Origin of the sequence: Rhizobium leguminosarum (assembly GCF_004123835.1) — a bacterium.
In the GTDB taxonomy this organism is placed as follows: domain Bacteria; phylum Pseudomonadota; class Alphaproteobacteria; order Rhizobiales; family Rhizobiaceae; genus Rhizobium; species Rhizobium leguminosarum_M.
In genome coordinates this window covers 142614-167967 of the sequence record NZ_MZMU01000018.1, presented here as the reverse complement: position 1 = coordinate 167967, position 25354 = coordinate 142614, and the positions used below count along the sequence as shown (strand labels likewise).

At 61.7% G+C, this 25354-nt stretch carries 26 protein-coding genes and 2 pseudogenes; 21 read left to right on the top strand and 7 right to left on the bottom strand.

All coding sequences use genetic code 11. The features are described from left to right. Positions 1-419: 419 nt before the first annotated feature. Positions 420-1487: an AraC family transcriptional regulator gene (locus tag B5P46_RS25540; protein ID WP_129421171.1), complete on the bottom strand. Its 1068-nt coding sequence runs from the start codon at positions 1485-1487 to the stop codon at positions 420-422. Positions 1488-1568: 81 nt separating this feature from the next. Between B5P46_RS25540 and B5P46_RS25535 the strand changes: the two genes are divergently transcribed. From B5P46_RS25535 to B5P46_RS25495, 9 genes are all read left to right on the top strand, one after another. Then, on the top strand, positions 1569-2336 hold the full coding sequence (locus B5P46_RS25535) for a 3-hydroxyacyl-CoA dehydrogenase (protein WP_129421170.1): 768 nt from the start codon (positions 1569-1571) through the stop codon (positions 2334-2336). A 23-nt stretch (positions 2337-2359) separates the two neighbouring features. Beyond that, entirely contained in the window at positions 2360-3547 is a 1188-nt protein-coding gene (locus tag B5P46_RS25530) for an acetyl-CoA C-acyltransferase (RefSeq protein WP_129421169.1), read from the top strand. A 25-nt stretch (positions 3548-3572) separates the two neighbouring features. Beyond that, a complete protein-coding gene (locus B5P46_RS25525) occupies positions 3573-4700 on the top strand; it encodes an acyl-CoA dehydrogenase family protein (protein WP_129421168.1) in 1128 nt (375 codons plus the stop codon). A gap of 64 nt (positions 4701-4764) precedes the next feature. Continuing rightward, positions 4765-5997 (top strand): thiamine pyrophosphate-dependent enzyme, encoded by a 1233-nt coding sequence (locus tag B5P46_RS25520; protein ID WP_129421167.1) that lies wholly within the window; start codon positions 4765-4767, stop codon positions 5995-5997. 1 nt (position 5998) lies between these two features. Beyond that, positions 5999-7012: an alpha-ketoacid dehydrogenase subunit beta gene (locus B5P46_RS25515; RefSeq protein WP_129421166.1), complete on the top strand. Its 1014-nt coding sequence runs from the start codon at positions 5999-6001 to the stop codon at positions 7010-7012. A 3-nt stretch (positions 7013-7015) separates the two neighbouring features. After that, complete coding sequence (locus B5P46_RS25510) at positions 7016-8251, top strand: dihydrolipoamide acetyltransferase family protein (RefSeq protein WP_129421165.1); 1236 nt, start codon at positions 7016-7018, stop codon at positions 8249-8251. A 3-nt stretch (positions 8252-8254) separates the two neighbouring features. Further along, positions 8255-9652, top strand: coding sequence for a dihydrolipoyl dehydrogenase (gene lpdA / locus B5P46_RS25505; RefSeq protein ID WP_129421164.1), 1398 nt, complete (start codon positions 8255-8257; stop codon positions 9650-9652). A gap of 238 nt (positions 9653-9890) precedes the next feature. Then, positions 9891-10277, top strand: a complete 387-nt coding sequence (locus B5P46_RS25500; RefSeq protein WP_129421163.1) for a GNAT family N-acetyltransferase — start codon at positions 9891-9893, stop codon at positions 10275-10277. A gap of 383 nt (positions 10278-10660) precedes the next feature. Continuing rightward, positions 10661-12433 carry a cadherin domain-containing protein gene (locus B5P46_RS25495; protein ID WP_129421162.1) on the top strand — a complete coding sequence of 591 codons (1773 nt, stop codon included), beginning with the start codon at positions 10661-10663 and terminating at the stop codon, positions 12431-12433. 266 nt (positions 12434-12699) lie between these two features. On the opposite strand, the pseudogene B5P46_RS25490 reads toward B5P46_RS25495, so the two are convergent. From B5P46_RS25490 to B5P46_RS25465, 6 genes and pseudogenes are all read right to left on the bottom strand, one after another. Next, positions 12700-13166: pseudogene (locus tag B5P46_RS25490) on the bottom strand (transposase); the annotation flags it as partial. Positions 13167-13365: 199 nt separating this feature from the next. After that, on the bottom strand, positions 13366-13731 hold the full coding sequence (locus tag B5P46_RS25485) for a GtrA family protein (RefSeq protein WP_129421161.1): 366 nt from the start codon (positions 13729-13731) through the stop codon (positions 13366-13368). After that, entirely contained in the window at positions 13728-14432 is a 705-nt protein-coding gene (locus B5P46_RS25480; protein WP_129421160.1) for an HAD family hydrolase, read from the bottom strand. Before B5P46_RS25480 ends, B5P46_RS25485 begins: the two co-directional genes overlap by 4 nt. After that, positions 14429-15415 (bottom strand): UbiA prenyltransferase family protein, encoded by a 987-nt coding sequence (locus B5P46_RS25475; RefSeq protein ID WP_129421159.1) that lies wholly within the window; start codon positions 15413-15415, stop codon positions 14429-14431. Before B5P46_RS25475 ends, B5P46_RS25480 begins: the two co-directional genes overlap by 4 nt. 198 nt (positions 15416-15613) lie before the next feature. Further along, positions 15614-15784: pseudogene (locus B5P46_RS25470) on the bottom strand (transposase domain-containing protein); the annotation flags it as partial. 4 nt (positions 15785-15788) lie between these two features. Beyond that, positions 15789-16160: a MarR family transcriptional regulator gene (locus B5P46_RS25465; RefSeq protein ID WP_129421158.1), complete on the bottom strand. Its 372-nt coding sequence runs from the start codon at positions 16158-16160 to the stop codon at positions 15789-15791. A 91-nt stretch (positions 16161-16251) separates the two neighbouring features. Here B5P46_RS25465 and B5P46_RS25460 point away from each other — a divergent pair, with 91 nt between their 5' ends. Genes B5P46_RS25460 through virB10 form a run of 12 tightly spaced genes read left to right on the top strand, consistent with a single transcriptional unit; the run spans position 16252 to position 25351 of the window. Then, positions 16252-16791, top strand: a complete 540-nt coding sequence (locus B5P46_RS25460) for a hypothetical protein (protein ID WP_129421157.1) — start codon at positions 16252-16254, stop codon at positions 16789-16791. Between the two features lie 3 nt (positions 16792-16794). Beyond that, entirely contained in the window at positions 16795-17457 is a 663-nt protein-coding gene (locus B5P46_RS25455; RefSeq protein WP_129421156.1) for a lytic transglycosylase domain-containing protein, read from the top strand. Further along, the gene (locus B5P46_RS25450) at positions 17454-17753 is read left to right on the top strand and encodes a TrbC/VirB2 family protein (protein ID WP_129421155.1); all 300 of its coding nucleotides are present in this window, start codon (positions 17454-17456) and stop codon (positions 17751-17753) included. Before B5P46_RS25455 ends, B5P46_RS25450 begins: the two co-directional genes overlap by 4 nt. 5 nt (positions 17754-17758) lie before the next feature. Next, complete coding sequence (locus tag B5P46_RS25445; protein ID WP_129421154.1) at positions 17759-18094, top strand: type IV secretion system protein VirB3; 336 nt, start codon at positions 17759-17761, stop codon at positions 18092-18094. Next, positions 18087-20453, top strand: coding sequence for a VirB4 family type IV secretion/conjugal transfer ATPase (locus B5P46_RS25440; RefSeq protein WP_129421153.1), 2367 nt, complete (start codon positions 18087-18089; stop codon positions 20451-20453). The genes B5P46_RS25445 and B5P46_RS25440 overlap by 8 nt, the downstream gene beginning before the upstream one ends. Next, on the top strand, positions 20453-21148 hold the full coding sequence (gene virB5 / locus B5P46_RS25435; RefSeq protein WP_129421152.1) for a P-type DNA transfer protein VirB5: 696 nt from the start codon (positions 20453-20455) through the stop codon (positions 21146-21148). Before B5P46_RS25440 ends, virB5 begins: the two co-directional genes overlap by 1 nt. Then, positions 21145-21378, top strand: a complete 234-nt coding sequence (locus B5P46_RS25430) for an EexN family lipoprotein (RefSeq protein ID WP_129421151.1) — start codon at positions 21145-21147, stop codon at positions 21376-21378. Before virB5 ends, B5P46_RS25430 begins: the two co-directional genes overlap by 4 nt. Before the next feature lie 3 nt (positions 21379-21381). Continuing rightward, the gene (locus B5P46_RS25425) at positions 21382-22302 is read left to right on the top strand and encodes a type IV secretion system protein (protein WP_129421150.1); all 921 of its coding nucleotides are present in this window, start codon (positions 21382-21384) and stop codon (positions 22300-22302) included. Between the two features lie 52 nt (positions 22303-22354). Continuing rightward, entirely contained in the window at positions 22355-22639 is a 285-nt protein-coding gene (locus B5P46_RS25420; protein WP_129421149.1) for a hypothetical protein, read from the top strand. Position 22640: 1 nt separating this feature from the next. Beyond that, a complete protein-coding gene (locus B5P46_RS25415; RefSeq protein WP_129421148.1) occupies positions 22641-23312 on the top strand; it encodes a virB8 family protein in 672 nt (223 codons plus the stop codon). Next, the gene (virB9, locus tag B5P46_RS25410; protein ID WP_129421147.1) at positions 23309-24166 is read left to right on the top strand and encodes a P-type conjugative transfer protein VirB9; all 858 of its coding nucleotides are present in this window, start codon (positions 23309-23311) and stop codon (positions 24164-24166) included. The genes B5P46_RS25415 and virB9 overlap by 4 nt, the downstream gene beginning before the upstream one ends. 9 nt (positions 24167-24175) lie before the next feature. Continuing rightward, on the top strand, positions 24176-25351 hold the full coding sequence (gene virB10 / locus B5P46_RS25405) for a type IV secretion system protein VirB10 (protein ID WP_129421146.1): 1176 nt from the start codon (positions 24176-24178) through the stop codon (positions 25349-25351). Positions 25352-25354 lie beyond the last annotated feature (3 nt).

Sequence of the window (25354 nt, the reverse complement as noted above, 5' to 3'; positions counted from 1 at the left end):
TGCGCCCAAGGACTTGGGCGCGCTGGATGCCTGTGACATCCCTCGGGTCAAGCCCGAGGACAGGCATGAGGGAGGAGAGGTGGTGCTTACCAGCTTGATGGAGCACCCGACGCACCGGCGGTGAGTTTGGCTGGAACGCTAGCCTCACCCTCCGTCATCCTCGGCCTTGAGCCGAGGATCCATGCCCGTAGCGGTTGATGGATGCGGTGTGGATGCTCGGCTCAAGGCCGAGCATGACGGAGGGTGGGTTGGCTGAAGGAGCCAATCAAGGCGCAGACCATGTCGGGAATGCTATCCGCCAGTGAAACCGCAATGCCGGCCGCGGGCCGAACTGACTTGATTGTGAGGGAGTGTGTTGAACGACCAGCGCCAAATAGCAGCGCGAGGTCTATGGCCCGCTGATGATCGCGGATATCGGTCTACCGCTCGCGGCTCCGTTCCCCATCTCCCTCCCGGCGAAAGACCTCGGGACTCTTGCCCATCCATTTGCGGAAGGCGCGGAAGAAGGCGCTCGGTTCTGAATAGCCGAGTTGCACGGCGATCTCGCCGATGGTCTTCGGTGTACCCAGCAGCAGTTCGACGGCGAGGTCGCGGCGGATGTCGTCCTTGATGGCGGCGTAGCTTTGCCCCTCGTCGTGCAGGCGGTGGCGTAGCGTGGAGGGCGGCATGCGCATGTCGGCGGCGAGCTCGGCGAAGCTCCGCCACATAGCAGGTGTTGCCTGGCTCAAGCGCCGGCGCACAGTGGCGGCGACGCCGGCGTCGTAACGGTAGCGCACCAGGATATTGGCAGGCGCACCGCGCAGGAACTGTTTGAGCGCCTGTTCGCTGCGTGAAATCGGCAGGTCGAGCATGGCGCTGTCGAAGCCGAGGCCGCTGATCGGTTGGGAGAAGCGTACCGGCGCGCCGAAAAAAAGCCGGTAGTCGGCGCCTTGTTTGGGTTCGGCGCAGCGGAAATCGACGAGCCGGATCGGAATGCGCCGGCCGACCAGCCAGCAGATGAGGCCGTGCAGGATGATCCAGTAGGTGCGGTAGGCGAAGGCCGAACGCGGGCCGCCGGCGTCGCTGAGTTCGATCTCGGCCAGACCGTCGCGGATGACGAGCCGTCCTCGGGGGTCGTCGAGCACGACATCGAGGAAGCGCAGCGCCCGACGGAGCGCTTGACCCAGCGTCGGCGCATGCAGCACAGAGTGGCAGAGCAGCGTGAAGCTGCCGCTGCGCATCGGCCGTGCGCCCATGCCGAAGAATTCATCGTCGAGCTCGGCGGCGATCGCCAGCCAGAGCGCGCCATAGGTCTCTGCCGAAACTGGCTGATCGACCGGGGATGCCAGACCGACGCGGGCAAGGATCGGCGCCGTTGGCTTGCCGAGCCGCCGCAGGCTGTCGAGTGCCTCCTCCACGAAGCCCGGCGCGATCATGCGTCGCTCGATCTCGGCCATTCTATCCTCGCTATGGCAAAACTGGCCGAAATAATGGAGCAGTTCTGTCATCGCTTGCAATAGGTGGAGCGAATAGAATCGTATCCGTCGGTTGCGCTTGGAGGGGGTGCGGTCGACAGGAGGAAGAGATTCATGCTGATCCGTGGAGCAAGTTTCATCGTGACCGGCGGCGGCTCCGGCTTGGGTGCGGCAACACTGCGCGCGCTTGTAGAAGCCGGCGGGCGCGTCACGATCGCCGATCTCAATACGCAAGCGGGCGAAGAAATCGCCCGGGAATTCGGACGCGATGCCTGCTTCGTCAAGGCCGATGTGACCGATGCCGAGCAGGGGGCGGCGGTGATTGCCGCTGCTGTCGAAGCCTTCGGCGGCTTGCGCGGATTGGTGAATTGCGCAGGCGTTGCACCGGCCGAAAAAGTGATCGGCCGCGACGGGCCGCACCGGCTGGAGAGTTTTGCGCGCACGGTCGGCATCAATCTCATCGGCACGTTCAACATGATCCGGCTGGCCGCCGCAGCGATCCAGAAGACCGAGCCGGATGCGGAAGGCGAACGCGGCGTCATCGTCAATACGGCCTCGGTCGCCGCTTTCGACGGCCAGATCGGCCAGGCAGCTTACGCCGCCTCCAAGGGCGGGGTGGCGGCGATGACCTTGCCGATCGCCCGCGAGCTTGCGCGTCACGGCATTCGCGTGGTGTCGATCGCACCCGGCATTTTCGAGACACCGATGATGGCTGATATGCCGGCCGAGGTTCAGGCAGCACTCGGCAAGAGCGTACCCTTTCCGCCGCGGCTCGGCCGGCCGGAGGAATTTGCCGGGCTGGTGCGCCATATTTTCGAAAACAACATGCTGAACGGCGAGGTCATCCGCCTCGACGGCGCATTGCGGATGGGCGTGCGGTGAGCGCTGCGCCCGAAGGAGGAAAGATGGTTTTGCAGGATCCCATCGTCATCGTCGGTGCGGCGCGCACCCCGATCGGCAGCTTTCAGGGAGAGCTGAAGGAGGCGACGGCGCCGGAACTCGGAGCAACCGCGATCCGGGCGGCGCTGCAGCGGAGCCGCGTCGAGGCCGAGGTGATCGAGGAGGTCGTCTTCGGCTGCGTGCTTCCGGCGGGGCAGGGACAGGCGCCGGCGCGCCAGGCGGCGATCCATGCCGGTCTGCCCTTCGCCACCGCGGCCAGCACCGTCAACAAGATGTGCGGCTCAGGCATGAAGGCCGTCATGATGGCGCATGACCTGATCGCCGCCGGCAGCGCTTCGGTGGCGGTCGCGGGCGGCATGGAAAGCATGACGAATGCGCCCTATCTCCTTGACAAGGCCCGTGGCGGCTACAGGCTCGGCCATGGGCGTGTCGTGGATCACATGTTCCTCGACGGGCTGGAGGATGCTTATGACAAGGGGCGCTTGATGGGCAGCTTCGCGGAGGATTGCGCCGAGGCCTATCAGTTCACACGCGAGGCGCAGGATAGCTACGCCATCGCCTCGCTGACGCGGGCGCAGAAGGCGATTGCCGAAGGCTGTTTCGAAAGCGAGATCGTGCCCGTCACGGTGAAGTCGGGCAAGACTGAGCAGGTGGCGAGCCGCGACGAACAGCCCGGCAAGGCGAAGCTCGACAAGATCCCGACGCTGAAGCCCGCTTTTCGCGAGGGCGGCACGGTGACCGCCGCCAATTCCAGCTCGATTTCCGATGGCGCGGCAGCCCTGGTGTTGATGCGCCGTTCCGAGGCGGAGCATCGCGGCCTCAAGCCGCTTGCCACCATCCTTGGCCATGCCACCCATTCTCAGGCGCCCAATCTTTTCGCCACCGCACCGATCGGCGCGTTGCAGAAACTGTCCGATCGCACCGGTCTGCCGCTGTCTGAGATTGATCTTTTCGAAATCAACGAGGCTTTCGCTGTCGTCGCCATGGCGGCGATGCGCGATCTCAACTTGCCGCATGAAAAGATCAATGTGCATGGCGGCGCCTGCGCGCTCGGCCATCCGATCGGCGCATCGGGAGCCCGGATTCTGGTGACGCTGCTTGCGGCGCTGGAGCGCTACGACCTGAAGCGCGGCATGGCGGCGCTCTGCATCGGCGGCGGCGAGGCGACCGCCGTCGCTATCGAGCGGCAATAGGAGAGGGAGAGATGGGAGAGAACAGATGATCCTTTCCGACCTCCAGCAGCAAATCTCAGATCTCGCCCGCGACTTTGCCCGCGACCGGCTGGCGCCGGGGGCGGCCAAGCGCGACCGGGAGCATCTCTTCCCGCGAGAGGAACTGAAGGAGATGGGCGAACTAGGCCTGCTCGGCATGCTGGTGCCGGAAGCCTATGGGGGCTCGGATACCGGTGTGGTCGCCTATGCGGCGGCGCTGGAGGAAATTGCCGCGGGCGACGGACCGTGTTCGACGATCATGAGCGTGCACAGTTCCGTCGGCTGTGTGCCGATCCTGAAATTCGGCACCGAGGAGCAGCGGCAGCGCTTCCTACCGAAACTGGCCAGCGGTGAATGGATTGGCGGCTTTGCGCTGACCGAGCCGCAGGCCGGTTCCGATGCCTCGAACCTGAAGACCCGGGCGCGGCGTAACAGTGACCACTACGTAATCGACGGCTCCAAGCAATTCATCACCTCGGGAAAGAACGGCGATATCATCATCGTCTTTGCCGTCACCGATCCCGATGTCGGCAAGAAGGGTATCACCGCCTTCATCGTGCCGACGGATACACCGGGCTACGAGGTGATCCGCGTCGAGGAAAAGCTCGGACTGCATTCCACCGATACCTGCCAGATCGCCTTCAACAACATGCGCATTCCCGCGGATTTGAGGCTGGGTGCGGAAGGCGAAGGCTACCGTATCGCGCTCGCCAATCTCGAGGGCGGACGGATCGGCATTGCCGCGCAGGCGGTCGGCATGGCGCGGGCAGCCTTCGAGGCGGCGCGCGACTACGCCAAGGAGCGTACGGCCTTCGGCAAGCCGATTTTCGAACATCAGGCCGTTGCCTTCCGCCTTGCCGATATGGCGGTGCGGATCGAGGCGGCGCGCCAGCTCGTCTTTCACGCGGCTTCCCTCAGGGAGGCGGAGCTTCCCTGCCTGTCGGAAGCCTCGATGGCCAAGCTCTTTGCCTCGGAGATGGCCGAGCGCGTCTGCTCCGACGCGATCCAGATCCATGGCGGTTATGGCTACATGGCCGATTATCCGGTCGAGCGCATCTACCGCGACGTGCGCATCTGCCAGATCTATGAAGGAACGAGCGACGTGCAGCGCATGGTGATCGCCCGCAATCTCTAAGCACCACATTCGGCCCTGCTTCCGGGGAGGGGAGCACGGCCGGCACAGGGAGGAAAGAAGAAACATGGTGGATTCCGCTCGTTTGAGCCTGCACGTCCCCGAACCCGCCGTCCGCCCGGGCGGCCAGCCTGATTTTTCCAATGTCAAGATTGCCAAGGCCGGCTCGGTGCCGCGGCCGGAGGTGGATGTCGCGTCGGAAGACATCCGCGACCTCGCCTATTCGATCATCCGCGTTTTGAACCGCGACGGTGAGGCGGTCGGTCCCTGGGCAGGGTCGCTCTCCGACGAGGAGTTGCTAACCGGGCTTCGCAACATGATGAAGTTGCGGGCCTTCGACGCCCGCATGCTGATGGCGCAGCGGCAGGGCAAGACCTCCTTCTACATGCAGCATCTCGGCGAAGAGGCCGTCAGCTGTGCCTTTCGCAAGGCGCTCGAGAAGGGAGACATGAATTTCCCGACCTATCGCCAGGCGGGCCTTTTGATTGCCGACGACTATCCGATGGTCGAGATGATGAACCAGATCTACTCGAACGAGAGCGATCCCTTACGCGGCCGGCAATTGCCGATTATGTATTCCTCCAAGGAACATGGCTTTTTCACCATCTCGGGCAATCTCGCCACCCAATATGTGCAGGCCGTCGGCTGGGCGATGGCCTCGGCGATCAAGAACGACAGCCGCATTGCCGCGGCCTGGATCGGCGACGGATCGACGGCGGAATCGGATTTCCACTCGGCGCTGGTCTTCGCCTCGACCTACAAGGCGCCGGTCATCCTCAACATTGTCAACAACCAGTGGGCGATCTCCACCTTCCAAGGCATCGCTCGCGGCGGCTCCGGCACCTTCGCCGCCCGCGGCCTCGGCTTCGGCATTCCGGCGCTGCGTGTCGATGGAAACGACTATCTCGCCGTCCATGCCGTCGCCTACTGGGCGGCCGAACGCGCGCGGCGCAATCTCGGCCCGACGCTGATCGAATATGTGACCTACCGCGTCGGTGCGCATTCGACCTCCGACGATCCGAGCGCCTATCGGCCCAAGACGGAATCGGAGGCCTGGCCGCTCGGCGATCCCGTGCTGCGGCTGAAGAAACATCTGATCGTCAAGGGTGTTTGGTCGGAGGAGCGGCATGTGCAGGCCGAAGCCGAAATCATGGACGAGGTGATCGAGGCGCAGCGCCAGGCAGAGGCGCATGGCACGCTGCATGCCGGCGGCAGGCCTTCGGTGCGCGACATTTTCGAGGGCGTCTATGCCGAGATGCCGCCGCATATCCGCCGCCAGCGGCAGAAGGCGGGGTACTGACATGGCCAGAATGACGATGATCGAGGCGGTGCGCAGCGCCATGGACGTCTCGATGGCGAAGGACGACAATGTCGTCGTTTTCGGCGAGGATGTCGGTTATTTCGGGGGCGTCTTTCGCTCGACGCAGGGCCTGCAGGCAAAATACGGCAGAACGCGCTGCTTTGATACGCCAATCAGCGAATCCGGCATCGTCGGCACGGCGATCGGCATGGCGGCCTATGGGCTGAAGCCCTGCGTCGAAATCCAGTTCGCCGATTACATGTATCCGGCCTATGACCAACTGACGCAGGAGGCGGCCCGCATCCGCTACCGTTCCAACGGCGATTTCACCTGCCCGATCGTCGTGCGCATGCCGACCGGCGGCGGCATCTTCGGCGGCCAGACGCACAGCCAGAGCCCGGAGGCGCTTTTTACCCATGTCTGCGGGCTGAAGGTGATCGTGCCTTCCAATCCCTATGATGCCAAAGGTCTGCTGATCGCGGCGATCGAGGATCCCGACCCGGTCATGTTCCTGGAGCCGAAGCGCCTCTATAACGGCCCCTTCGACGGCCATCACGAGCGGCCGGTGACGCCCTGGTCGAAACACGACCTCGGCGAGGTGCCCGATGGCCATTACACCATTCCGATCGGCAAGGCCGAGGTGCGGCGCGCGGGATCGGCGGTGACCGTGATTGCTTATGGCACCATGGTGCATGTGGCGCTTGCCGCCGCCGAAGATACCGGCATCGATGCCGAGGTGATCGATTTGAGAAGCCTGCTGCCGCTCGATCTCGATACCATCGTCAAATCGGTCGCCAAGACCGGTCGCTGCGTCGTCGTGCATGAGGCGACCTTGACCTCGGGCTTCGGCGCCGAGGTCGCAGCACTGGTGCAGGAGCATTGCTTCTATCATCTCGAAGCGCCGGTCGTGCGCGTTGCCGGCTGGGACACGCCCTATCCGCATGCGCAGGAGTGGGACTATTTCCCCGGTCCCGGCCGTGTCGGGCGGGCGCTTGCCGAAGTCATGGAGGCCTGAGCCGTGGGCGAATTCATCATCAAGATGCCCGATGTCGGGGAGGGGGTCGCCGAGGCCGAGATTGTGGAGTGGCACGTGAAGACCGGAGATCCCGTCCGCGAGGACATGGTCATCGCCGCCGTCATGACCGACAAGGCCACCGTGGAAATTCCGTCTCCCGTCAATGGCACCGTCATCTGGCTCGCCGGCGAGGTCGGAGACCGTATCGCGGTCAAGGCCCCGCTGGTGCGGATCGAGACGGCGGGAGATGTCGGCGAGGCTCAGCCCATTGGGATTTCGCAGACGCCGATTGCCGAAACGCCCAGGGCCGAGATCGCAAAGCCGGCTCCGGCAGCGCCAACCCCTGCGCAGGCGGCGGCGCCGGCGGAAAAACCGCTTGCCGCTCCTTCCGTGCGGCTCTTCGCCAGGGAAAGCGGCGTCGATCTCAGGCAGGTGCAGGGGACAGGGCCGGCCGGGCGTATTCTGCGCGAGGATGTCGAGCAATTCCTGACCCCAGGAACGGCGCCCGCAACGGTCAAGAACGGTTTTGCCAGGAGGACGGCGACCGAGGAGATCAAGCTGACCGGCCTGCGCCGCCGCATCGCCGAGAAAATGGTGCTTTCCGCCTCGCGCATTCCCCACATCACCTATGTGGAGGAAGTGGATATGACCGCGCTCGAGGAGTTGCGCGCCACCATGAACGGCGATCGCAGGCCTGATCACCCGAAGCTGACGGTTCTGCCCTTCCTGATGCAGGCGCTGGTCAAGGCGATTTCCGAGCAGCCTGACGTCAACGCCACCTTCGACGACGATGCCGGTATCATCACGCGCCATGGTGCCGTGCATATCGGCATCGCCACGCAGACGCCGGCCGGTCTCACCGTGCCTGTCGTGCGGCATGCGGAAGCCCGCGGCATCTGGGATTGCGCCGCCGAGATGAACCGGCTGGCGGAAGCGGCACGATCCGGGACGGCGACGCGCGATGAGCTTTCCGGCTCCACCATCACCATCAGCTCGCTCGGCGCGCTCGGCGGCATCGTCTCGACACCCATCATCAATCATCCCGAGGTGGCGATCATCGGCGTCAACAAGATCGCCACACGGCCAGCCTGGGACGGCGCGCAGTTCGTGCCGCGCAAGATGATGAACCTCTCCTCCAGTTTCGACCATCGCATCATCGACGGCTGGGATGCGGCGACCTTCGTTCAGCGCATCCGCACGCTCCTCGAAACACCGGCGCTCATTTTCATTGAAGGCTGATCCATGAAAGAGATTGTCTGCAAGCTCCTCGTCATCGGCGCCGGCCCGGGCGGTTATGTCTGCGCCATCCGCGCCGGACAGCTCGGCATCGATACCGTCATCGTCGAGGCCGGCAAGCCAGGCGGCACCTGCCTGACGGTCGGCTGCATTCCCTCCAAGGCGCTGATCCATGCAGCCGAGGAATTCGACGCGACGCAAAAGATGCTTGCCGGCAAAAACCCGATGGGCATCCGCGTCGAAGGCGCCTCGATCGATCTCGGCAAAACGATTGCCTGGAAAGACGGGATCGTCGGCCGGCTGACCAGCGGCGTTTCGGGGCTGTTGCAAAAGGCGCGGGTCAAGATCGTCCATGGCCGAGCCCATTTCCGCGACGGCAAGACGGTGGAGGTCGAGACGGAAACCGGCCAGCAGATCATCCGTGCCGAGACCGTGGTGATCGCCACCGGTTCCGATCCGGTGGAGCTTGCCAACCTGCCTTTCGGCGGCCGGGTCATTTCCTCGACGGAGGCGCTGTCGCTGACGGAGCTGCCGCAAAAACTCGTCGTGGTCGGCGGCGGTTATATCGGCCTGGAGCTCGGGACCGCCTTTGCCAAGATGGGATCTGATGTGACGGTCGTCGAGGCGACGCCGCAGCTGCTGCCGCTCTATGATGCCGAGCTGGTGCGGCCCGTCATGCGTAAGCTGAGCGAGAGCGGCATCCGGGTGCTGACGGGTGTGAAGGCGATGGGGCTTGCCGACAATGGCGAGGCATTGATCGTCGAAACGCCGGATGGCCGGCAGCAGAGCCTGCCGGCGGACCGCGTCCTCGTCACCGTCGGCCGCCGCCCGAGGACGGCGGGCTCCGGCCTCGAAGAGCTCGACCTCGATCGCGCCGGGCCCTATCTCAGGATCGACGATCGTTGCCGCACCTCCATGCGCGGCATTTACGCGATCGGCGATGTGACCGGCGAGCCGATGCTTGCCCATCGGGCCATGGCGCAAGGGGAGATGGTGGCGGAAATCATCGCCGGGAAGAAGCGGGCCTGGGACAAAAGATGCATTCCCGCCATCTGCTTCACCGATCCGGAGATCGTCAGCGCCGGCCTGTCGCCGGCCGAGGCGAAGGCGCAAGGTTATGAGATTCGCACCGGCCAGTTTCCGTTCAGCGCCAACGGACGGGCGATGACGATGCTATCCGAAGAGGGCTTCGTGCGCGTGGTGGCCCGCGCCGACACCAATCTCGTGCTCGGCCTGCAGGCGGTGGGAGCCGGGGTTTCCGAGCTCTCGGCGGCTTTTGCGCTGGCCATCGAGATGGGCGCGCGCCTGGAAGACATCGCCGGCACCATCCACGCGCATCCGACCCGCAGCGAAGCGGTGATGGAGGCGGCGCTGAAAGCTTTGGGAAGCGCTCTGCATATCTGAGTGTCAATCGGCGTCCAAAGTTCACCCCAGTCGCCGTGATTGATCGAAAGCGCCCTCCGCGCTGATCACGGCCCGGCAGCTGATCGACATAGCGAAACACCGCGGCGTCGATTTTCTCTCCGACAGGATTTTCGAAAGACGCGACGGCCGGCTGGTCGCTGTCACGGAATGAGCCCCCAACACCTCATCGCCGTCGATCGGGACAACCTCCATACCCGCTGAATGAAGGGAACCGCCAATGCCGGAACTGCGTATCGACCCCTTCCCCTCCGCCGCGGAACTGAACGCACTCTTTTCCGCCGCCTGGGGCAGCCCGCACGACCGCGATTTCACCCCCATCCTGTCCCGCAGCCTCGCTCATATCGGCGCCTATCAGGACGACCGGCTCGTCGGCTTCGTCAACGTCGCCTGGGATGGCGGCATCCATGCCTTCATCCTCGATACATCGGTCCATCCTGACATGCAGCGGCAGGGAATCGCGACGCGGCTGGTCAGGGAAGCGACGCGGGTTGCGCGGGAGCGTGGCGCCGAATGGCTGCATGTCGATTTCGAACCACACCTGACCGGCTTCTACCGCGCCCGCGGCTTCAGACCGACGAAGGCAGGACTCATCAAGCTCGTGTGAGGCCTCCCGCGCGGGAAGCCGGAACAAGTCGAAGCCAGCACCAACCTGCGATAGTGACGCGGATGACCGTGCGGCACGGCACCACTAACGAGCCCGCGGAAAACACAATTTTCACGAGAGTATACAAACCGAAAATGAAAGATAATCCTATTTAGGAGACCAAAGTATGACTTTGAGTTCTCAAATTAAAGTTCGCTTCCCCAGTATTTCATCCTTAGTTTTTCATTAAAAAAGCAATGAAAAGACACAATTCTGCATTGAAAACTTAATCGGGGATTGGCATAGATCCCCAGGGGGTTGTCGTCCGTTGAAGCTGCAAGAACAGTTCTACTGAGGATTTCTCATTTTCATAGAATGCAACGCATCTTTTTGGAAAGTTTAATATGGCCTTGAATATTCTGAATACGAACGGCGCAACGATCACCAAGACCGGCGCCGAGTTCGAAGCTTACGACGTCATCCGCAATTCCGAAATCAATCCTCTCCTCTCGGTCAATCTGGTCATCTCCGATTCCGGGGCGGTTGATCTTGCTGACGAACTGGGCTCTGGCTCCGCGAATGTGACGGGCTCAAACGGCGGCAATGCGATCACAACAGGCGCAGGCAACGATAACATCGATGGCGGCGAAGGCGCGGACACGCTGAATGGGGGCGCCGGAAACGATCTGCTTCGTGGCGGTGATGGCAATGACACGCTTAACGGCGGTGGTGGCAATGACTTGCTCGCGGGCAGAGATGGCAATGATATTCTGAATGGTGGTGACGGCAATGACCAGCTTATAGACAACGTCGGAAATGACGTCATCAGAGGCGGCGCGGGCAACGATACGATCTCCGATGGTGACGCCGGCGGCCGTAACCCTGAGGTCTTCGACATCAATGCGGGCGACGGCGACGATGCCATAAGCGTGAAGGGTCAGGGCTCCGGAACAATCGACGGCGGCGCGGGGATCGATACTCTCCAAGTCTCTGAGCTAAGAGGCCTGACGATCAAGAACATTGAAGTCCTTGAAACGGTGGGATATTGGGTTGCCGGTTCAAGCGCGCAGTTCGAAAGCTTTGACAAGATCGTCTGGTCGACCGATCCGTTCCACAATTTTAACCCCGCATTGGCAGTGACAAACAGCGCCCACCTCGATCTTTCCGACGAACTGGGAGATCGCGGGGCTTTCGTTACCGGCTATGTCTCCGGCGTTGACGTCAAGACCGGCGGTGGTAGCGACGAGTTTACAGGCACCGATGGCAACGACATTTTCGACGGCAGCGGCGGCAACGACATCATCAATGGCAAGGCCGGCAACGACAAGTTGACCGGGGGCGCCGGCAACGACACCATCAATGGCGGCGCCGGCATCGATACCGCGATCTTCTCAGGTAATTTCGTCAATTATTCCTTCGCATTGAACAACAGCGATCACATCCTGACGAGCGCCCTGGAGGGCAAGGACACGCTGACGGACGTCGAATTCGCGCGCTTTGCCGACGGCGTCTACGATTTCGCCAAGGGAACCTTCACGCCCGACGGCAGCAATAGCGCTCCGACCAATATCCAGCTCTCGAAAACCGCTCTGTCCGAGGACAAGCCGATCTGGACCACGGTCGGCCTGCTCAGCGCCAAGGACGCCGATGGTGACGTCCTCACGTACAAGCTGCTTGACGGGGCGAACGACCATTTCCGGATCAACGGCAACCGCATCGTCACCTCCAAGGCTCTGGACTACGAGACGGACAAGTCGCACACGATCAAGGTGGCTGTCTCCGACGGCAAGGTCACCGTCGAAAAGGATATCACGATCAACGTCCTCGACGTCAACGAGGCCCCTGTCAACAAGGCGCCGACCAATCTCGCCTTCTCGCGCGGCTCGGTCTCCGAGAATGTCGCGATCGGCACCTCCGTCGGCCTTCTCTCGGCACGCGATCCGGAAGGCGGCACGGTAAAATGGCGGCTGACGGACGATGCTGACGGCATCTTCAAACTCGTCGGCAACAAGATCCAGACCAAGGCTGCGATCGACTACGAAAGCACCCACAGCCTGACTTTCACCGCCGAAGCTTATGACGCGGCCGGGAACGCCTCCAGCCACGATTTCACGCTCGCCGTGAAGGACGTCTTCGAACCCTCGGTTTCGAGCTTGTCGCATGAGGCGTTGATCTAACTGCGACTGGATTGCCGTCAGGCGCGGAGATGCGTTGTGATCGGCTCAAATACAAAGGTGGGGCTTGCGGTCAATGCAAGCCCCAATGAAAGTTGTTTAGGGTTGTTGTCGTCTCTGGATGCGTTGCGGAGGGACGGGTCCGCCCCCCAATCTCCCTTACCAATTCCTGTGCTTGTCACGGGAATCCAGCCACGGCGCGTCCGCGCCGTGAATGACTCTGCGGCAAGAAGGAGACTCTCTTGCGCCCGGGGACTTGGGCGCACTCCAGCGTCATCAAGGACGGACAGGTACTCCCGAACCGAGCGGCTGGCGTCGTCCTGGACCTTCCATTCCGTGCCGGGCACCGAACGTTGCTTGTTGGCGTCGGCGGCGATCAGGCTGGCATCGACGGCCAACCCTTCGGCTCCGACCAGTCCTGAGCAAGACAGCGCTCCGCGACCGTCTCGAACAGATGACGCAGGATGTCGCTTTGCCGGAAGCGGCCATGCCGGTTCTTGGAGAAACTGGAATGATCCGGCACCCTCCCATCCAGACCGAGCCGGCAAAACCAGCGATAGGCCAGATTGAGATGGACCTCTTCGCACAGCCGCTGCTCCGAACGGATGCCCATGCAGTAGCCGATGATCAGCATCCGCATCATCAAATCAGGATCAACCGACGGCCGACCAGTGCCGCTATAAAAGGGCTTTAGCTGCGTGCGCACGCTGTCGAGGTCGAGATGCATCGGCAACGCCGAGTTCTTCAACACTATCTCTCCGAAGCGGACATTAAGCACATATTGATTAGACGTTGTTGGCGGACGCTTATCTCAGGCATGGTTCATATCGCGCCGCTGTCGAACAAACCTTCCAACAAGGCTCCGCTGAACTTTCTCTTATTCTGCGCGCCGTCCTTCAAAGGACGGAAAGATATGGCGCCGTCGGTCGCGGGCTCTACCTGAACACCCAGAGAAGGTTTATCACAAAATTGAAGACGAAGGCCGCGCCGATGCCGAAAAGCTTTGCCCACAAGGGTAAGAGCCCGACCTGTTGCACGAGGATCAGCGTGACGCAGACATTGATCGACAGGCCGAGCAGCGCGCCGATCAAGAACAGTGAAGCGCGCTTGCGGCTTGTTGCCTGATTGAAGACATAGCGGCTGGTGGCGCTGTAATTGACGGCGGCCGCGATCAGCCAGCTCGATGTCGCCGAAAGGCCGAGGGACACTCCAAACGCCAGCAGGCCACGAAACACCGTTAGGTCGACGAACGCCGCCAGACCTCCGGTGAACACATAGCGGATAGCCTTTGACAAGATCATCCGGTCGTTTCCTCTGCCCGCAGCGCTGCGAACACCGGGTCCGAATAGGTCGAGAAGGTCAGCCAGCCCTCCAGCGGCCGTTCGGAGCGAATGAGCGGCAGGACACCGGCTCGGCGCGCCGCAAGGCCATCCCGCTCGGGCCTGTCGCCTATCAGAACCGTTTGCCCCGGACCGACGCCTGCGCGCTGCATTAGCATCTGCAGGCCGCGCGGGTGAGGTTTCAGGATGCCGACGCCAGGGTCGGTGGAGGCCAATACGTAGTCGGCCGACAATGTCATCCTCTGCAGCTTCTCGTCGGCAGGATAATCAGAATAGATCCCGATCGCCTTGTTCTGCCGTCTGAGCCCGGTAAACAATTCCACCAGCCCATCATACCGGCAGGATGCGATATAGGCGAGCGGACGGCGTACGATCCACTCGCTGACGACAGCCTCGATCTTTTCGGCTGGCTGGCCGGTTCGCGCGACGACTCGTGCCATCAGGTTCGCCTGGAAATCGTCGATCTCCTCCTTGCCCGTTGCTTCACGGAGGGAACGATATGCGCGTAGCACACGCAGATTGATTAGGCTGCCTCTCGCCACCGCATCAGCAAGCAACTCGCCGGCCATCCGAAGGCGCAGCCTGCGCTGGTTGTATAGCGTTCCGTCGACATCGAAGACGACGAAGCGGATACTGCCCCAGTCGACATTCCTCGCGATCATCGGATGGTGATGTAGTGCTGCTCGGTCAGCGTCACTAGCAGCGGAATGTCGACGAATGTCGTGAAGATGAAGGTCGCCGCCAGGGCCGCGACGATCGCGATCAGGCCGGGCTCGCGGAACAGCTTTTCCGGTTTCTGCGCCGTAGAGCCCGGTTTCGTCGCCATCACGAAATAGGCCGTGAATAGGGCAACGACGAAGGGCAAGATGAGCATGTACTCGATGCGATACTTGACCAGGAATACGGACAGAAAGGCGATCGAAAACAGTGAATAGGCAATGCAGGAGGCGGTCAGCGAGACCTGCGTATACTGGGCGAAACTCGCCCGGTAGCGCGACAGCAACTCCTTGCCATGCGACGCGACGATCTCGTCATATTCCGACAAGCGTTTGGCCGCCATGAGGAACGCGCCGCCGAACCAGTAGGCCAGGATGATCGATCCCGGCGGCAGGCTCGTTGGGTCGATCATTGACCAGCCGATCACCAAGCGGATCGGATTATTGATCGATTCTGAGATGACGTCGAGATAGGCCTTATCCTTGCTTCTGATCGGATCGAGATTGTAGAGGATTCCCTGAATCGCAAACAGGCAGGCGACGAAGAACAGAAGTTTGCTCGAGAGGATGGCGCAACCCAGGCCGACGATGAGCAGCACTGTCCATTCGAGCTGAACCAGCCTGCCGTTCATCGCGCTTTGCACGGCGGACCGCTGCGATTTCGTCGGATGATGCCGGTCAAACTCGCGGTCGAACCACTCGTTAATGCAGTAGTTCGCGGATGCGATGCAGAGCGCGGTCACAAATCCGAGCAGGATCGAGGACGCCAGGTCGTCGGTTCTGACCCCCCGCAGAAGATAGGCGAGGATGATGCCGGGAACGATGAAGACATGCTTCGTACTGTGATCGAGCCGTGCAATGGCGATATAGTCGCGCAAGCCCGCTCGGCCTGATGCGGTCACCCTGCGGTCACCCAAGCTTGTGTTCATGCCGGACGCCTCCTTTTTCGTCAGACGGTCTATTTCCGATCACCGTCCAACAGATACACATCATAGGTTTCGAAATAATTCGCAGGGCCGAATTAGGCGAGCAGCGTCGTCGTCGACCAGCGCCGGGGCCGCCCGCTCGACAGACATGATCATTTCAATCGGATGCTTGGTCATAGGTAGGCGACAAGCCGGGGCCGTTCAGGCGGCGTAGTTCCATGGCATGAGCGCGTCGATTCCACTGCTGGGCCATCCATTCGCAAGGCGCTCAAGCGTCTGGGTCAACCAAGCTTGCGGATCGACGGCATTCATCTTTGCTGTTTGCAGGAGCGTCGCGATGGTCGCCCAAGTCCGGCCGCCACCGTCGCTTCCAACCTCACTTAAATTCTAGCTCATCCGGCTTGAAGGAGCTTAACTTCTTCAGAAGCGCCTCTGAGATCTCAAACTGGCGTGCCGTTCCACGTCCCATCGAATTCTTCACGATCGTCTCGTCCAACATCCCTCGTTTTACCAGCAGATCCACCGTCTCCTTGACCCCGCTGCGCGTCAGAGCGGTAATTTCCATGATGCTGGAAAGCGTTAGCTTCTGGTGCGCCTGATTCATGCTGTACAGGATCGTCATCATGCCGACCTGCTTCAGCCTTGCCTGAGGCGTCTCATCATCATCAAGGGGATGGTCGAGGATCTCATGCAGGATGAGGCCTGAGAAGGCGAGATTCTGCCATTGGGTCTTGAACGCTCTTGTCATGTCATTTTACTGTGTTATATAAGTCAGTATGAATTGCTCTACAGGCAAGCCGCCTCTTCCGCAATGGGATGTCCTTTCAAGGATCTTGCTCATGAAAAACCTTCTGCTCAACTCGGTCGTCGCGGCCTGCTGCATAGTGCCACCCTACCTTACTTCACCTGGCAGGGCGCAAGCAAATGATTGGGGTTGCGAGGTCATCCTGTGCCTCTCCAACCCTGGAGGTCCGACGCAGTTCGCGGAATGCCGGCCGCCGATCCAGAAGCTCTGGCGCGAGCTTGCCGAGGGGCATTCGTTCCCGACATGCAGCGGCGCCAGCTTCCACAGTTCGCGCCCGGGGTATGAGCCCTATTACTGCGAATCCGGATACCGGCTGGAAAGTGATTATGGTCCGCGCGGGCAGGAAACAACCTGCGTGTCGACAGCCCTCCAGCCGGTGAGCGATGCATTCTGCCCTCATGCTGGGGACGGGTTTGATTTCAGCGACGGCTCGGTTCTGTCCCCGCGATGGCAGCCGTTGGACGGACGGCGACAATGCATGGGCTATCCGACCGCCCGCCCGAACGTCAGATCGCAGCCCCATTATATCGACGTCACGATCGACGGGGCGACAACGCAACGGGTCTGGTACTGATCGATGGCCGCCGTTTTCGTGGATCTCGCCCAGAATTGCGCACCAATGGTGGACGTCAGGACGCTCGCCGCCGTCATCAGTCTCGAGAGTAGTTTCAAGCCCTTCGCCATTCGTGTCAACAGCGGCCCGCCGCTTGAGAGCCAACCCTCATCAAAGGCCGAGGCAATTGAACTCGCGACCTCCCTCGTCGCCGATCGGCAGGACGTCCAGATCGGTCTTGGCGGCATCGGCCTGGACGAGTTGCGCAGGCTGAAGCTTTCGATTTCGGATGCATTCGATCCCTGCCGGAACCTCAAGGCGACGGCCACCCTGCTCGACGGCTATTATCGCCTTGCCCTGAGCGCCGGCGCCGACGCGAAGCAGGCCGAAAAGGTCATGCTTCAGTCCTACTACGGGCGTGATGATCCGTCTGTTGGCGAAATGATCAAATATGACGAGCAGGTCCGCCAGGAAATGGTCCGCCTGCCTTCCGACCTGGCGTCTCTCACTATCGCCGAGCCGCGTGAAGAAGCCCCGGTCGCGGAGCCGTCAGCCAGCCGGGAGACATCGCCGGCTGCGCAATTCCTTTCCCAATCCGGCGGAGCTGCATCGTGGGACGTCTTCAACGTCCGGCGGTCATCCCAGGTTCTCGTGTTTCAAGACGAACGATCGGAGCAAAGAAAATGATCTCAAGAGCAGACTTTCGCCCTGTCGCAGCCTCACTTCTGATGGCCGCCGTCATCAGCGCCTGCCTGGCGGAGCCGGCCTTCGCGCAAGCGGCCGGCGTCGAAACCGTCCTGCAGAACATCGTCGACATGCTGACCGGCAATATCGCCCGGCTGCTTGCGGTCATCGCCGTCATCATCATCTGCATCGCCTGGATGTTCGGCTACATGGATCTGCGCCGCGCCGGTTTCTGGATTATCGGCATAGGCGGAATTTTCGGTGCGACGGAACTCGTCAATACGATCGTCGGAAGCTGATCATCATGCCGACCGCTGCGATCGAGGAGGATATCCTGTTTCTTGCCTGCACGCGCCCGGCGATGATCGCCGGCGTAACGATGGAGGCGATGGGCGTCAACGTCATGCTGACGACCATCCTCTATATCACCGCGGGATCGATCGCCTACGCACTTGTCGGCGTCGTCTTCCATTTCATATTCCGCACGCTCGTCAAGCACGACCACAACATGTTCCGGATCTTGATCTCCTGGATCGAGACCCGCGGCCGGTCGCGCAACGCCGCCTATTGGGGCGGTGCCAGCTTGTCGCCCCTGAGGCTCATCCGGCGCTATGACGAAAAGGATTTGAGCCTTGCCTAGCATCGCAACGCTTCGCTCGCGCGAACTCGGGCCCGAAACCTTCATTCCGTACGTCCGTCACGTCGACGAGACGACGATCGCGCTCGAATCCAGGGCGTTGATGGTGATGGTCGCGCTTGAAGGCATATCCTTCGAAACCGCCGATGTCCTGGACCTCAACAGTCTGCATCGCGATCTCAATACGCTTTACCGCAACATCGCCGACGACCATCTGGCGCTCTGGACTCATGTCATCCGCTGCCGCGACAATGCCTACCCGGACGGAGCCTTCGCCAACCCATTCTCGCAAGGTCTGAACGCTCGATATCGCGACCGCATGATCGGAGCGGATCTGTTTCGCAACGATCTTTACCTCTCGCTTGTCTGGCATCCTGCCCTGGATCCCGCAGAGAAAGCCGCCAACCTTCTTGCGCGCCTGCGCAAGGCGCGCCGCGACCGTGTCGAGCTTGACGAGGATGCCCTCAAGCATCTGAGGGACAAGGTCTCCGACGTGACGGCCGGGCTGAAACCCTTCGAGCCTCGTGTGCTTTCCCTCTACGAACAGGACAATATCGTCTTTTCCGAGCCGAGCGAGGTTCTGCATCAGATCGTCGGCGGCCGGCGGGAGCGCATTCCGCTGACGGAAGGCCGTATATCCTCGGCGATCTATTCGGATCGGGTGATCTTCGGGCGCGAGACCGTCGAGATCCGTCATGAGGCCGCAAGCCGTTACGCCGGCATATTCGGGTTCAAGGAATATCCGGCGACCACCCGCAGCGGCATGCTCGACGGCATCCTGACGGCGCCGTTCGAGCTCATCCTAACGCAATCTTTCGCCTTCGTCTCGAAAGTCGATGCACGCACGATCATGGGGCGCAAGCAGAACCAGATGGTCAGCGCCGGCGACAAGGCGGCGTCGCAGATCGAAGAGCTCGCCGATGCCATGGACGATCTGGAATCGAACCGCTTCGTGCTTGGAGAGCATCAACTGGCGCTGTCGGTCTTCGCGCCTTCGGTGAAGGAACTCACCGACAATATGGCCAAAGCACGCGCCTATCTCACCAATGGCGGCGCCGTCGTCGCCCGCGAGGATCTTGGCCTTGAGGCGGCCTGGTGGGGGCAGGGGCCGGGCAATTTCCGCTATCGGGCAAGATCGGGCGCCATCACGTCGCGGAATTTCGCGGCGCTCGCCCCTTTTCATTCCTATCCCACCGGCAAGAAAGACGGCAATGAATGGGGACCGGCCGTCGCCATGCTGAAGACCGCCTCCGGCTCACCCTTCTATTTCAATTTCCACCATAGCGATCTCGGCAACACCTTCGTCTGCGGCCCGTCCGGCACTGGCAAGACGGTGCTTTTGAACTTCATGCTTTCCCAGCTCGAAAAACATGATCCGCACATGGTCTTCTTCGACAAGGATCGGGGAGCCGACCTCTTCGTGCGGGCGGCGGGCGGCACTTACCTGCCGCTTCGAAATGGTGTCGCCACCGGCTGCGCGCCGTTGAAGGCGTTTGAACTGACGCCTGAGAACAAGGTGTTCCTCGCCCGCTGGGTCGGCCAGCTGGTCGGGTCGGCGAAGCGTGAACTGACGGTCCTGGAGCTGCGCGACATCGCCTCGGCGATCGACGGGCTGGCGGACCTGCCGGTCGAGAGACGCTCGATCGGCGCCTTGCGCACCTTCCTCAACAACACCGACCCCGAAGGCATCGCTGTGCGGCTCAGGCGGTGGGAAAGGGGAGGGCCGCTCGGCTGGGTGTTCGACAACGAGACCGACGACATCGGCATTGGCGCCAAGTTCATCGGCTACGACATGACCGATTTCCTCGACAATGAGGAAATCCGCACCCCGTTGATGGCCTACCTGTTCTTTCGCATCGAGCAGCTGATCGACGGGCGGCGCATCATCATCGTCATCGACGAGTTCTGGAAGGCCCTGCAGGACGAAGGCTTTCGCGACCTCGCGCAGAACAAGCTGAAGACGATCCGCAAACAGAACGGCCTGATGTTGTTTGCGACCCAAAGCCCGCGCGACGCGATCGTCTCGCCGATCGCCCATACGATCATCGAGCAGTGCCCGACGCAGATCTTCCTTCCCAATCCGCGCGGCGATCACGCCGATTACGTCGGTGGGTTCAAATTGACGGAGCGCGAATTCGAACTTCTCTCCCGCGAGCTTTCGGTCGAAAGCCGGCGCTTCATCGTCAAGCAGGGCCACAACAGCGTCGTCGCGGAATTGAACCTTAGGGGCTTCGACGACGAGCTCGACATCCTGTCCGGCCGCACCGTCAACGTCGAACTCGCCGAGACGATCCGGGCCGACGTCGGCGACCGGCTCGAAGACTGGCTACCCGTGTTTCAGCAAAGAAGGAGGACGGATTGATGGAAAGGATCAGAATCGAGTTTGCTCTGGCGATGATGGCTGCGCTGTTGCCTGTATCAGCATTCGCGCAGGGCATTCCGGTCATCGATGAGACGGCGATCGCCAAGCAGATCGAGAGCATCACTCAGCTGAAATCCCAGCTCGACGCACTCAATCAACAGCTCCAGCAGGCGCGCCAGCTTTATGCGTCGCTGAACAAGATCACCAACATGGCCGATGTCGCCGGTGTGCTGAACGATCCTTCGATCCGCAAGGCGTTGCCGCAGGACTTCAATGCCATCGAAGGGCTGCTCAAAGGGTCGGGCACCGGGGCCTTCGGCACCTCCGCCTCGAAATTCCTCGAGAATAATTCCACCTATCGCACCGATGCCAATGATTTCTATGCGCAGGAATTGGCGCGCGCCCAAAACCAGAATGCCGGCCAGATGAGCCTCGGCCAGCAGATCTATGATGCCGCCACCAAGCGCATCGACGGCATCGATCAGCTGCGCCAACAGATCTCCAGTGCTGCGGATGCCAAGGATATCGCCGATCTTCAGGCACGCCTGCAGGCCGAAACCGCCTTCCTGCAAACAGACGTGCTGCGCATGCAGGCCTTGCAGATGGTCCAGCAGGCACAGGTTCAGGTCGACGACCAGCGCAAGGCCGAGGATTGGCGCAAGCGCCTGGATGCCATGGGAGAGGCGCTCAAATGAAACATCTCCTGCTTGGCATCGTCACGCTGACCCTTTCCGGCTGCTTCGGTCAGGGAGACAAGATCCATACCGTCGACGAACTCGTGGCTGATGAGGTACTGCTGGCGAAGATTATAAGCGAATGCCGCAACAATCCCGGCGCCTTGCGTCAGACGCCGAATTGCCAAAACGCGGAGGCGGCGGACTGGAAGCTGCGGCTTGAACGCATGAAGACATCGCTCGGAGGCTGAGCCATGTACCAGGTCTTCAGCTTCGTCGACGGCCAGTTCAAGTCGCCGCTCGAGAATTTCATCTCGTCGGGTACCTCGAACATCGCCAGCTGGATTAGCGGCCCGCTGACCGCGGCGCTGACGCTCTATGTCGTGCTCTATGGCTATCTTGTCCTGCGGGGCTCGGTCCAGGAGCCCATTCTCGAATTCGCGTTTCGGGCAATGAAGCTTGCCATCATCGTCATGCTGGTGCGCAACGCCAGCGAATATCAGACCTATGTCACCAATATTTTCTTCGAAACGCTGCCCCGCGAGATCTCGCAGGCGCTGAACTCGGGGACGGCACCGAGTGCCTCTACCTTCGACAGCCTGCTCGACAAGGGCCAGAAATGCGCTCAGGAGATCTGGGCGCGTGCCACCTGGCCCGCCGACATCGTCACCGGCATTGGCGGGATGATGGCGATCGGCGCGAGCTTCACCGTAGCGGCGATCGGCTACATCGTCTCGCTCTATGCCCGGCTGGCGCTCGCCATCGTGCTGGCGATCGGCCCGATCTTCGTCGCGCTTGCGATGTTCCAGTCCACCCGTCGTTTTACCGAATCCTGGATCGGTCAGCTCGCCAATTTCGTCATTCTGCAGGTCCTGGTTGTCGCGATCGGTTCACTGCTGATCAGCTGCATCGACACGACCTTCACGGCAATAGAAAGCTATACCGACGTCATGATGCGTCCGGTCGCCCTTTGCGCCATCTGCCTTGCTGCCCTTTACGTCTTCTACCAGCTGCCTGGCATTGCCTCCGCGCTCGCGGCGGGCGGGGCGTCGCTGACCTACGGCTACGGTGCCAGCCGAGACGCCCATGAAAGTACGCTTGCCCGGGCCGCCTCGCATGGCACCAGAGCGGCTGGGCGAGGCGCCCGGTTCGTCGGCCGCCGCCTCAGATCTTGAGGGGCCGGAAGACGACTTCTCCACGACAAACGTTTCAGAGGTTTGCGTTCAAATGATCCGCATCATCTTCTCGCTTTTCATTGCCATAGAGCTCACCGGCTGCGCTTCGATCTCCCACCCCTTGCCCAAATGCGACGGTTATTCGCGCCGGCCGCTCAACCGCTCCATGTGGCAATGGGAGGAAACCAAGCCCATCAAGCAGGACGACTCCGACGCTCTTCCCCCGCCGGCGACTGGCCACGCGTCGTCCTATGAAAAAGAGCCGCTGAAGGGGGAGCCAGCCGCCTTCGCGCATTTCGATGCCGTCGGCTCCTATCGGCCATGCGAGGAGGGGTGAGATGGTGAGCACGGACAATCTGAAGAGCTATTTCGAAAAGGCGCGCCGCTTCGATCAGGACCGGCTGGTCCAGGTGGAGCGGTCGGCGCGCATCGCCTGGTCCATCGCGATTGCCGCGAGCGTGCTCGCCGCCGCCTCGATCGTCGCCGTTGCCGGGCTCACGCCTTTGAAGACGGTCGAGCCTTTTGTCGTTCGGGTCGACAATTCGACCGGCATCGTCGACGTCGTCTCGGCGCTGACGTCGACCGCCGGCAGCTACGACGAGGCGGTGACCAAGTATTTCGCCGCCAAGTATGTGCGTGCGCGGGAAGCCTATGTCTGGAGCGAGGCCGAGGAGAATTTTCGCACCGTCGCCCTGCTCTCGACCCAGCCGGAACGGACGCGTTTTGCGGCGATCTACCGAGGCGGGAATCCGGACTCTCCCCAGAATATCTATGGCCGCGGCGCGACGGCACGCGTCAACATCGTCTCGATCTCGCTGATCAACGCCAATGTCGTTTCGGTGCGCTATACCAGGACGGTCACGCGTGGCGACGACGTCCGGACCACCCACTGGGTGGCGACGCTCACCTTCTCCTATGTCAACGCACCGATGTCCTCGACCGACCGGTTGACCAATCCGCTTGGTTTTGCCGTCAGCGACTATCGCGCCGATCCGGAGGCGATCAATTGAAGCAGAGTTTCCTGATCGCCCTGACCATGGTCGCCAGCCTCTCCACCACGGCGCTGGCGCTCGATATTCCGCGCGGTGCATCGCAGGATAGCCGCGTCCGTTTCATCGACTACCAGCCCTATAACATCACCAAGATCGTCGGCACATTGCGGTCTTCGGTGCAGATAGAGTTTGCGGCCGACGAGGAGATCGCCCATGTGGCACTCGGCAACAGCGTTGCGTGGGAAGTGGCTCCCGCCGGCAACATCCTGTTTTTAAAACCCCGCGAAAACCAGCCGGTGACCAATATCTCGGTGGTGGCGACGCGGCGGGATGGCTCGACACGCAGCTATCAGATGGAACTGACGGTGCGCGATGGCAGCGTCGAGGCCGGGCAGAACACCTACTTCTATGTGAAGTATCGCTATCCCGCCGACGAGGCGGAACGCCGGAAACTGGAAACCGCTGCCCGGGCGCAAGCAACTCAAGCCGGCGAGGCTGACAAGGTTCTTGCTCTCCACGAGGCCTATGGACCACGCAACTGGCGCTATTCGGCTCAAGGCTCCGCGGCACTTGAACCGCAGGCTGTCTACGACAACGGCAAGGTCACGACCTTTTCCTTTGCCGGCAACCAGGAAATGCCGGCGATCTACATGGAAAATTCCGACGGCAGCGAGAGCCTGGTGCCGAAGTCCGTCGAGAACAACCTGGTGCTGGTGCACGCGATCAGCCGCAAGTTCATCCTGCGCAGGGGAGGCGACGTCCTTTGTGTCTTCAACGAGGCCTATGATCGTATCGGCATTAACCCCGATACGAATACGACCTCACCCTCTGTCGAGCGCGTCGTGAAGACGCAGGCTGCGACAGGACAATAGGAGGACGTCATGGCCGAGGAAGACAGCACCCACATTCCTGGTGAGCGCGCCGAAACGACGACGGGCCGGGGCCTCGACAGCAATCCGATTCTGAAACGCGGTGCGGTGGCGCTCGCCATCGTCGCCTTCGTCGGCTTTGCGCTCTGGTCGATGCGCGGCCAGGATAAGCCCGCAGATGGCGTCCAGCCCGAACGCGTCGTCATCCGTCAGACATCAGATTTCGAGCCGGCGAAAGAGCCGGTCCAACCGGTTGCCCCGCCGTCGGAAGTCCAGCTTCCAACGCCCGCGGTGACCGACCAGGCGCCGGGCGATGATGACAAGCTTCTCGATGCAGCGCGTCGGGCGCCAGTTATGGCCTATGGTGGTGAGAAGTCACCGCCGACCCGTCGTCAGGACGAAGCCGCTAGCGCTGATGTTAATTCGAACTATGTTCCGCTCGGAAACAATCCGGGCAATCTCGGTGCTCAGGCGGAAAACGAGGATCAGCGCTTCACCCGGATGTTGACGCCGACACAGTTGCAGGGCTCCCGCGCCGGAACGCTTGGAAACCGCGACTTTATCGTCGCCATGGGAAACTCAATTCCATGCGTCCTGGAGACGGCACTGTCGTCGGACCAACCCGGGTTCACGAGCTGTGTCATCAACCGCGACGTCCTGTCGGACAACGGCCGGGTCGTGCTGATGGAGAAGGGCACGCAGGTGGTCGGCGAATATCGCGGCGGCCTTCGCCGCGGCCAGAAGCGCCTGTTTGTGCTCTGGAACCGGGCAAAGACGCCCAAGGGGGTGATCATCACCTTGGCGTCGCCGGCAACCGATGCGCTTGGGCGTGCCGGAGTCGACGGTTACGTCAATACCCATTGGTGGGAGCGTTTCGGCAGCGCGATCCTGTTGTCGATCGTCGGCGACGCCACCTCCTACGTCAACAGCCAGCTGCAGGACAGCGATGTCGAGGCAGACAACACGACGAGCGCCGGCAAGCAGGCCGCGACCATCGCCGTCGAGCAGTCGATCAACATTCCGCCGACGCTATTGAAGCATCAAGGGGAGCTGGTCTCGATCTTCGTTGCGCGTGATCTCGATTTCTCGCGCGTCTATCGCCTTCGCGTGACGGAACCGCGCTACCGCGTCTACGATCGGGCGGTTCTTGGCGACTTCGCTCCAGCCTCGACCCTGGTCACGAAATAGCCC

Excerpts from the sequence above, each read along its gene's own strand:
- B5P46_RS25475 (WP_129421159.1), bottom strand. The coding sequence starts at position 15,415 with ATGAACACAAGCTTGGGTGACCGCAGGGTGACCGCATCAGGCCGAGCG.
- virB10 (WP_129421146.1), top strand. The coding sequence starts at position 24,176 with ATGGCCGAGGAAGACAGCACCCACATTCCTGGTGAGCGCGCCGAAACG.
- B5P46_RS25535 (WP_129421170.1), top strand. The coding sequence starts at position 1,569 with ATGCTGATCCGTGGAGCAAGTTTCATCGTGACCGGCGGCGGCTCCGGC.
- B5P46_RS25465 (WP_129421158.1), bottom strand. The coding sequence starts at position 16,160 with ATGACAAGAGCGTTCAAGACCCAATGGCAGAATCTCGCCTTCTCAGGC.
- virB5 (WP_129421152.1), top strand. The coding sequence starts at position 20,453 with ATGGAAAGGATCAGAATCGAGTTTGCTCTGGCGATGATGGCTGCGCTG.
- B5P46_RS25415 (WP_129421148.1), top strand. The coding sequence starts at position 22,641 with ATGGTGAGCACGGACAATCTGAAGAGCTATTTCGAAAAGGCGCGCCGC.
- B5P46_RS25480 (WP_129421160.1), bottom strand. The coding sequence starts at position 14,432 with ATGATCGCGAGGAATGTCGACTGGGGCAGTATCCGCTTCGTCGTCTTC.
- lpdA (WP_129421164.1), top strand. The coding sequence starts at position 8,255 with ATGAAAGAGATTGTCTGCAAGCTCCTCGTCATCGGCGCCGGCCCGGGC.
- B5P46_RS25520 (WP_129421167.1), top strand. The coding sequence starts at position 4,765 with ATGGTGGATTCCGCTCGTTTGAGCCTGCACGTCCCCGAACCCGCCGTC.
- B5P46_RS25450 (WP_129421155.1), top strand. The coding sequence starts at position 17,454 with ATGATCTCAAGAGCAGACTTTCGCCCTGTCGCAGCCTCACTTCTGATG.
- B5P46_RS25425 (WP_129421150.1), top strand. The coding sequence starts at position 21,382 with ATGTACCAGGTCTTCAGCTTCGTCGACGGCCAGTTCAAGTCGCCGCTC.
- B5P46_RS25515 (WP_129421166.1), top strand. The coding sequence starts at position 5,999 with ATGGCCAGAATGACGATGATCGAGGCGGTGCGCAGCGCCATGGACGTC.
- B5P46_RS25500 (WP_129421163.1), top strand. The coding sequence starts at position 9,891 with ATGCCGGAACTGCGTATCGACCCCTTCCCCTCCGCCGCGGAACTGAAC.
- B5P46_RS25485 (WP_129421161.1), bottom strand. The coding sequence starts at position 13,731 with ATGATCTTGTCAAAGGCTATCCGCTATGTGTTCACCGGAGGTCTGGCG.
- B5P46_RS25455 (WP_129421156.1), top strand. The coding sequence starts at position 16,795 with ATGGCCGCCGTTTTCGTGGATCTCGCCCAGAATTGCGCACCAATGGTG.
- B5P46_RS25460 (WP_129421157.1), top strand. The coding sequence starts at position 16,252 with ATGAAAAACCTTCTGCTCAACTCGGTCGTCGCGGCCTGCTGCATAGTG.
- B5P46_RS25525 (WP_129421168.1), top strand. The coding sequence starts at position 3,573 with ATGATCCTTTCCGACCTCCAGCAGCAAATCTCAGATCTCGCCCGCGAC.
- B5P46_RS25540 (WP_129421171.1), bottom strand. The coding sequence starts at position 1,487 with ATGACAGAACTGCTCCATTATTTCGGCCAGTTTTGCCATAGCGAGGAT.
- B5P46_RS25495 (WP_129421162.1), top strand. The coding sequence starts at position 10,661 with ATGGCCTTGAATATTCTGAATACGAACGGCGCAACGATCACCAAGACC.
- B5P46_RS25430 (WP_129421151.1), top strand. The coding sequence starts at position 21,145 with ATGAAACATCTCCTGCTTGGCATCGTCACGCTGACCCTTTCCGGCTGC.
- B5P46_RS25530 (WP_129421169.1), top strand. The coding sequence starts at position 2,360 with ATGGTTTTGCAGGATCCCATCGTCATCGTCGGTGCGGCGCGCACCCCG.
- B5P46_RS25420 (WP_129421149.1), top strand. The coding sequence starts at position 22,355 with ATGATCCGCATCATCTTCTCGCTTTTCATTGCCATAGAGCTCACCGGC.
- B5P46_RS25445 (WP_129421154.1), top strand. The coding sequence starts at position 17,759 with ATGCCGACCGCTGCGATCGAGGAGGATATCCTGTTTCTTGCCTGCACG.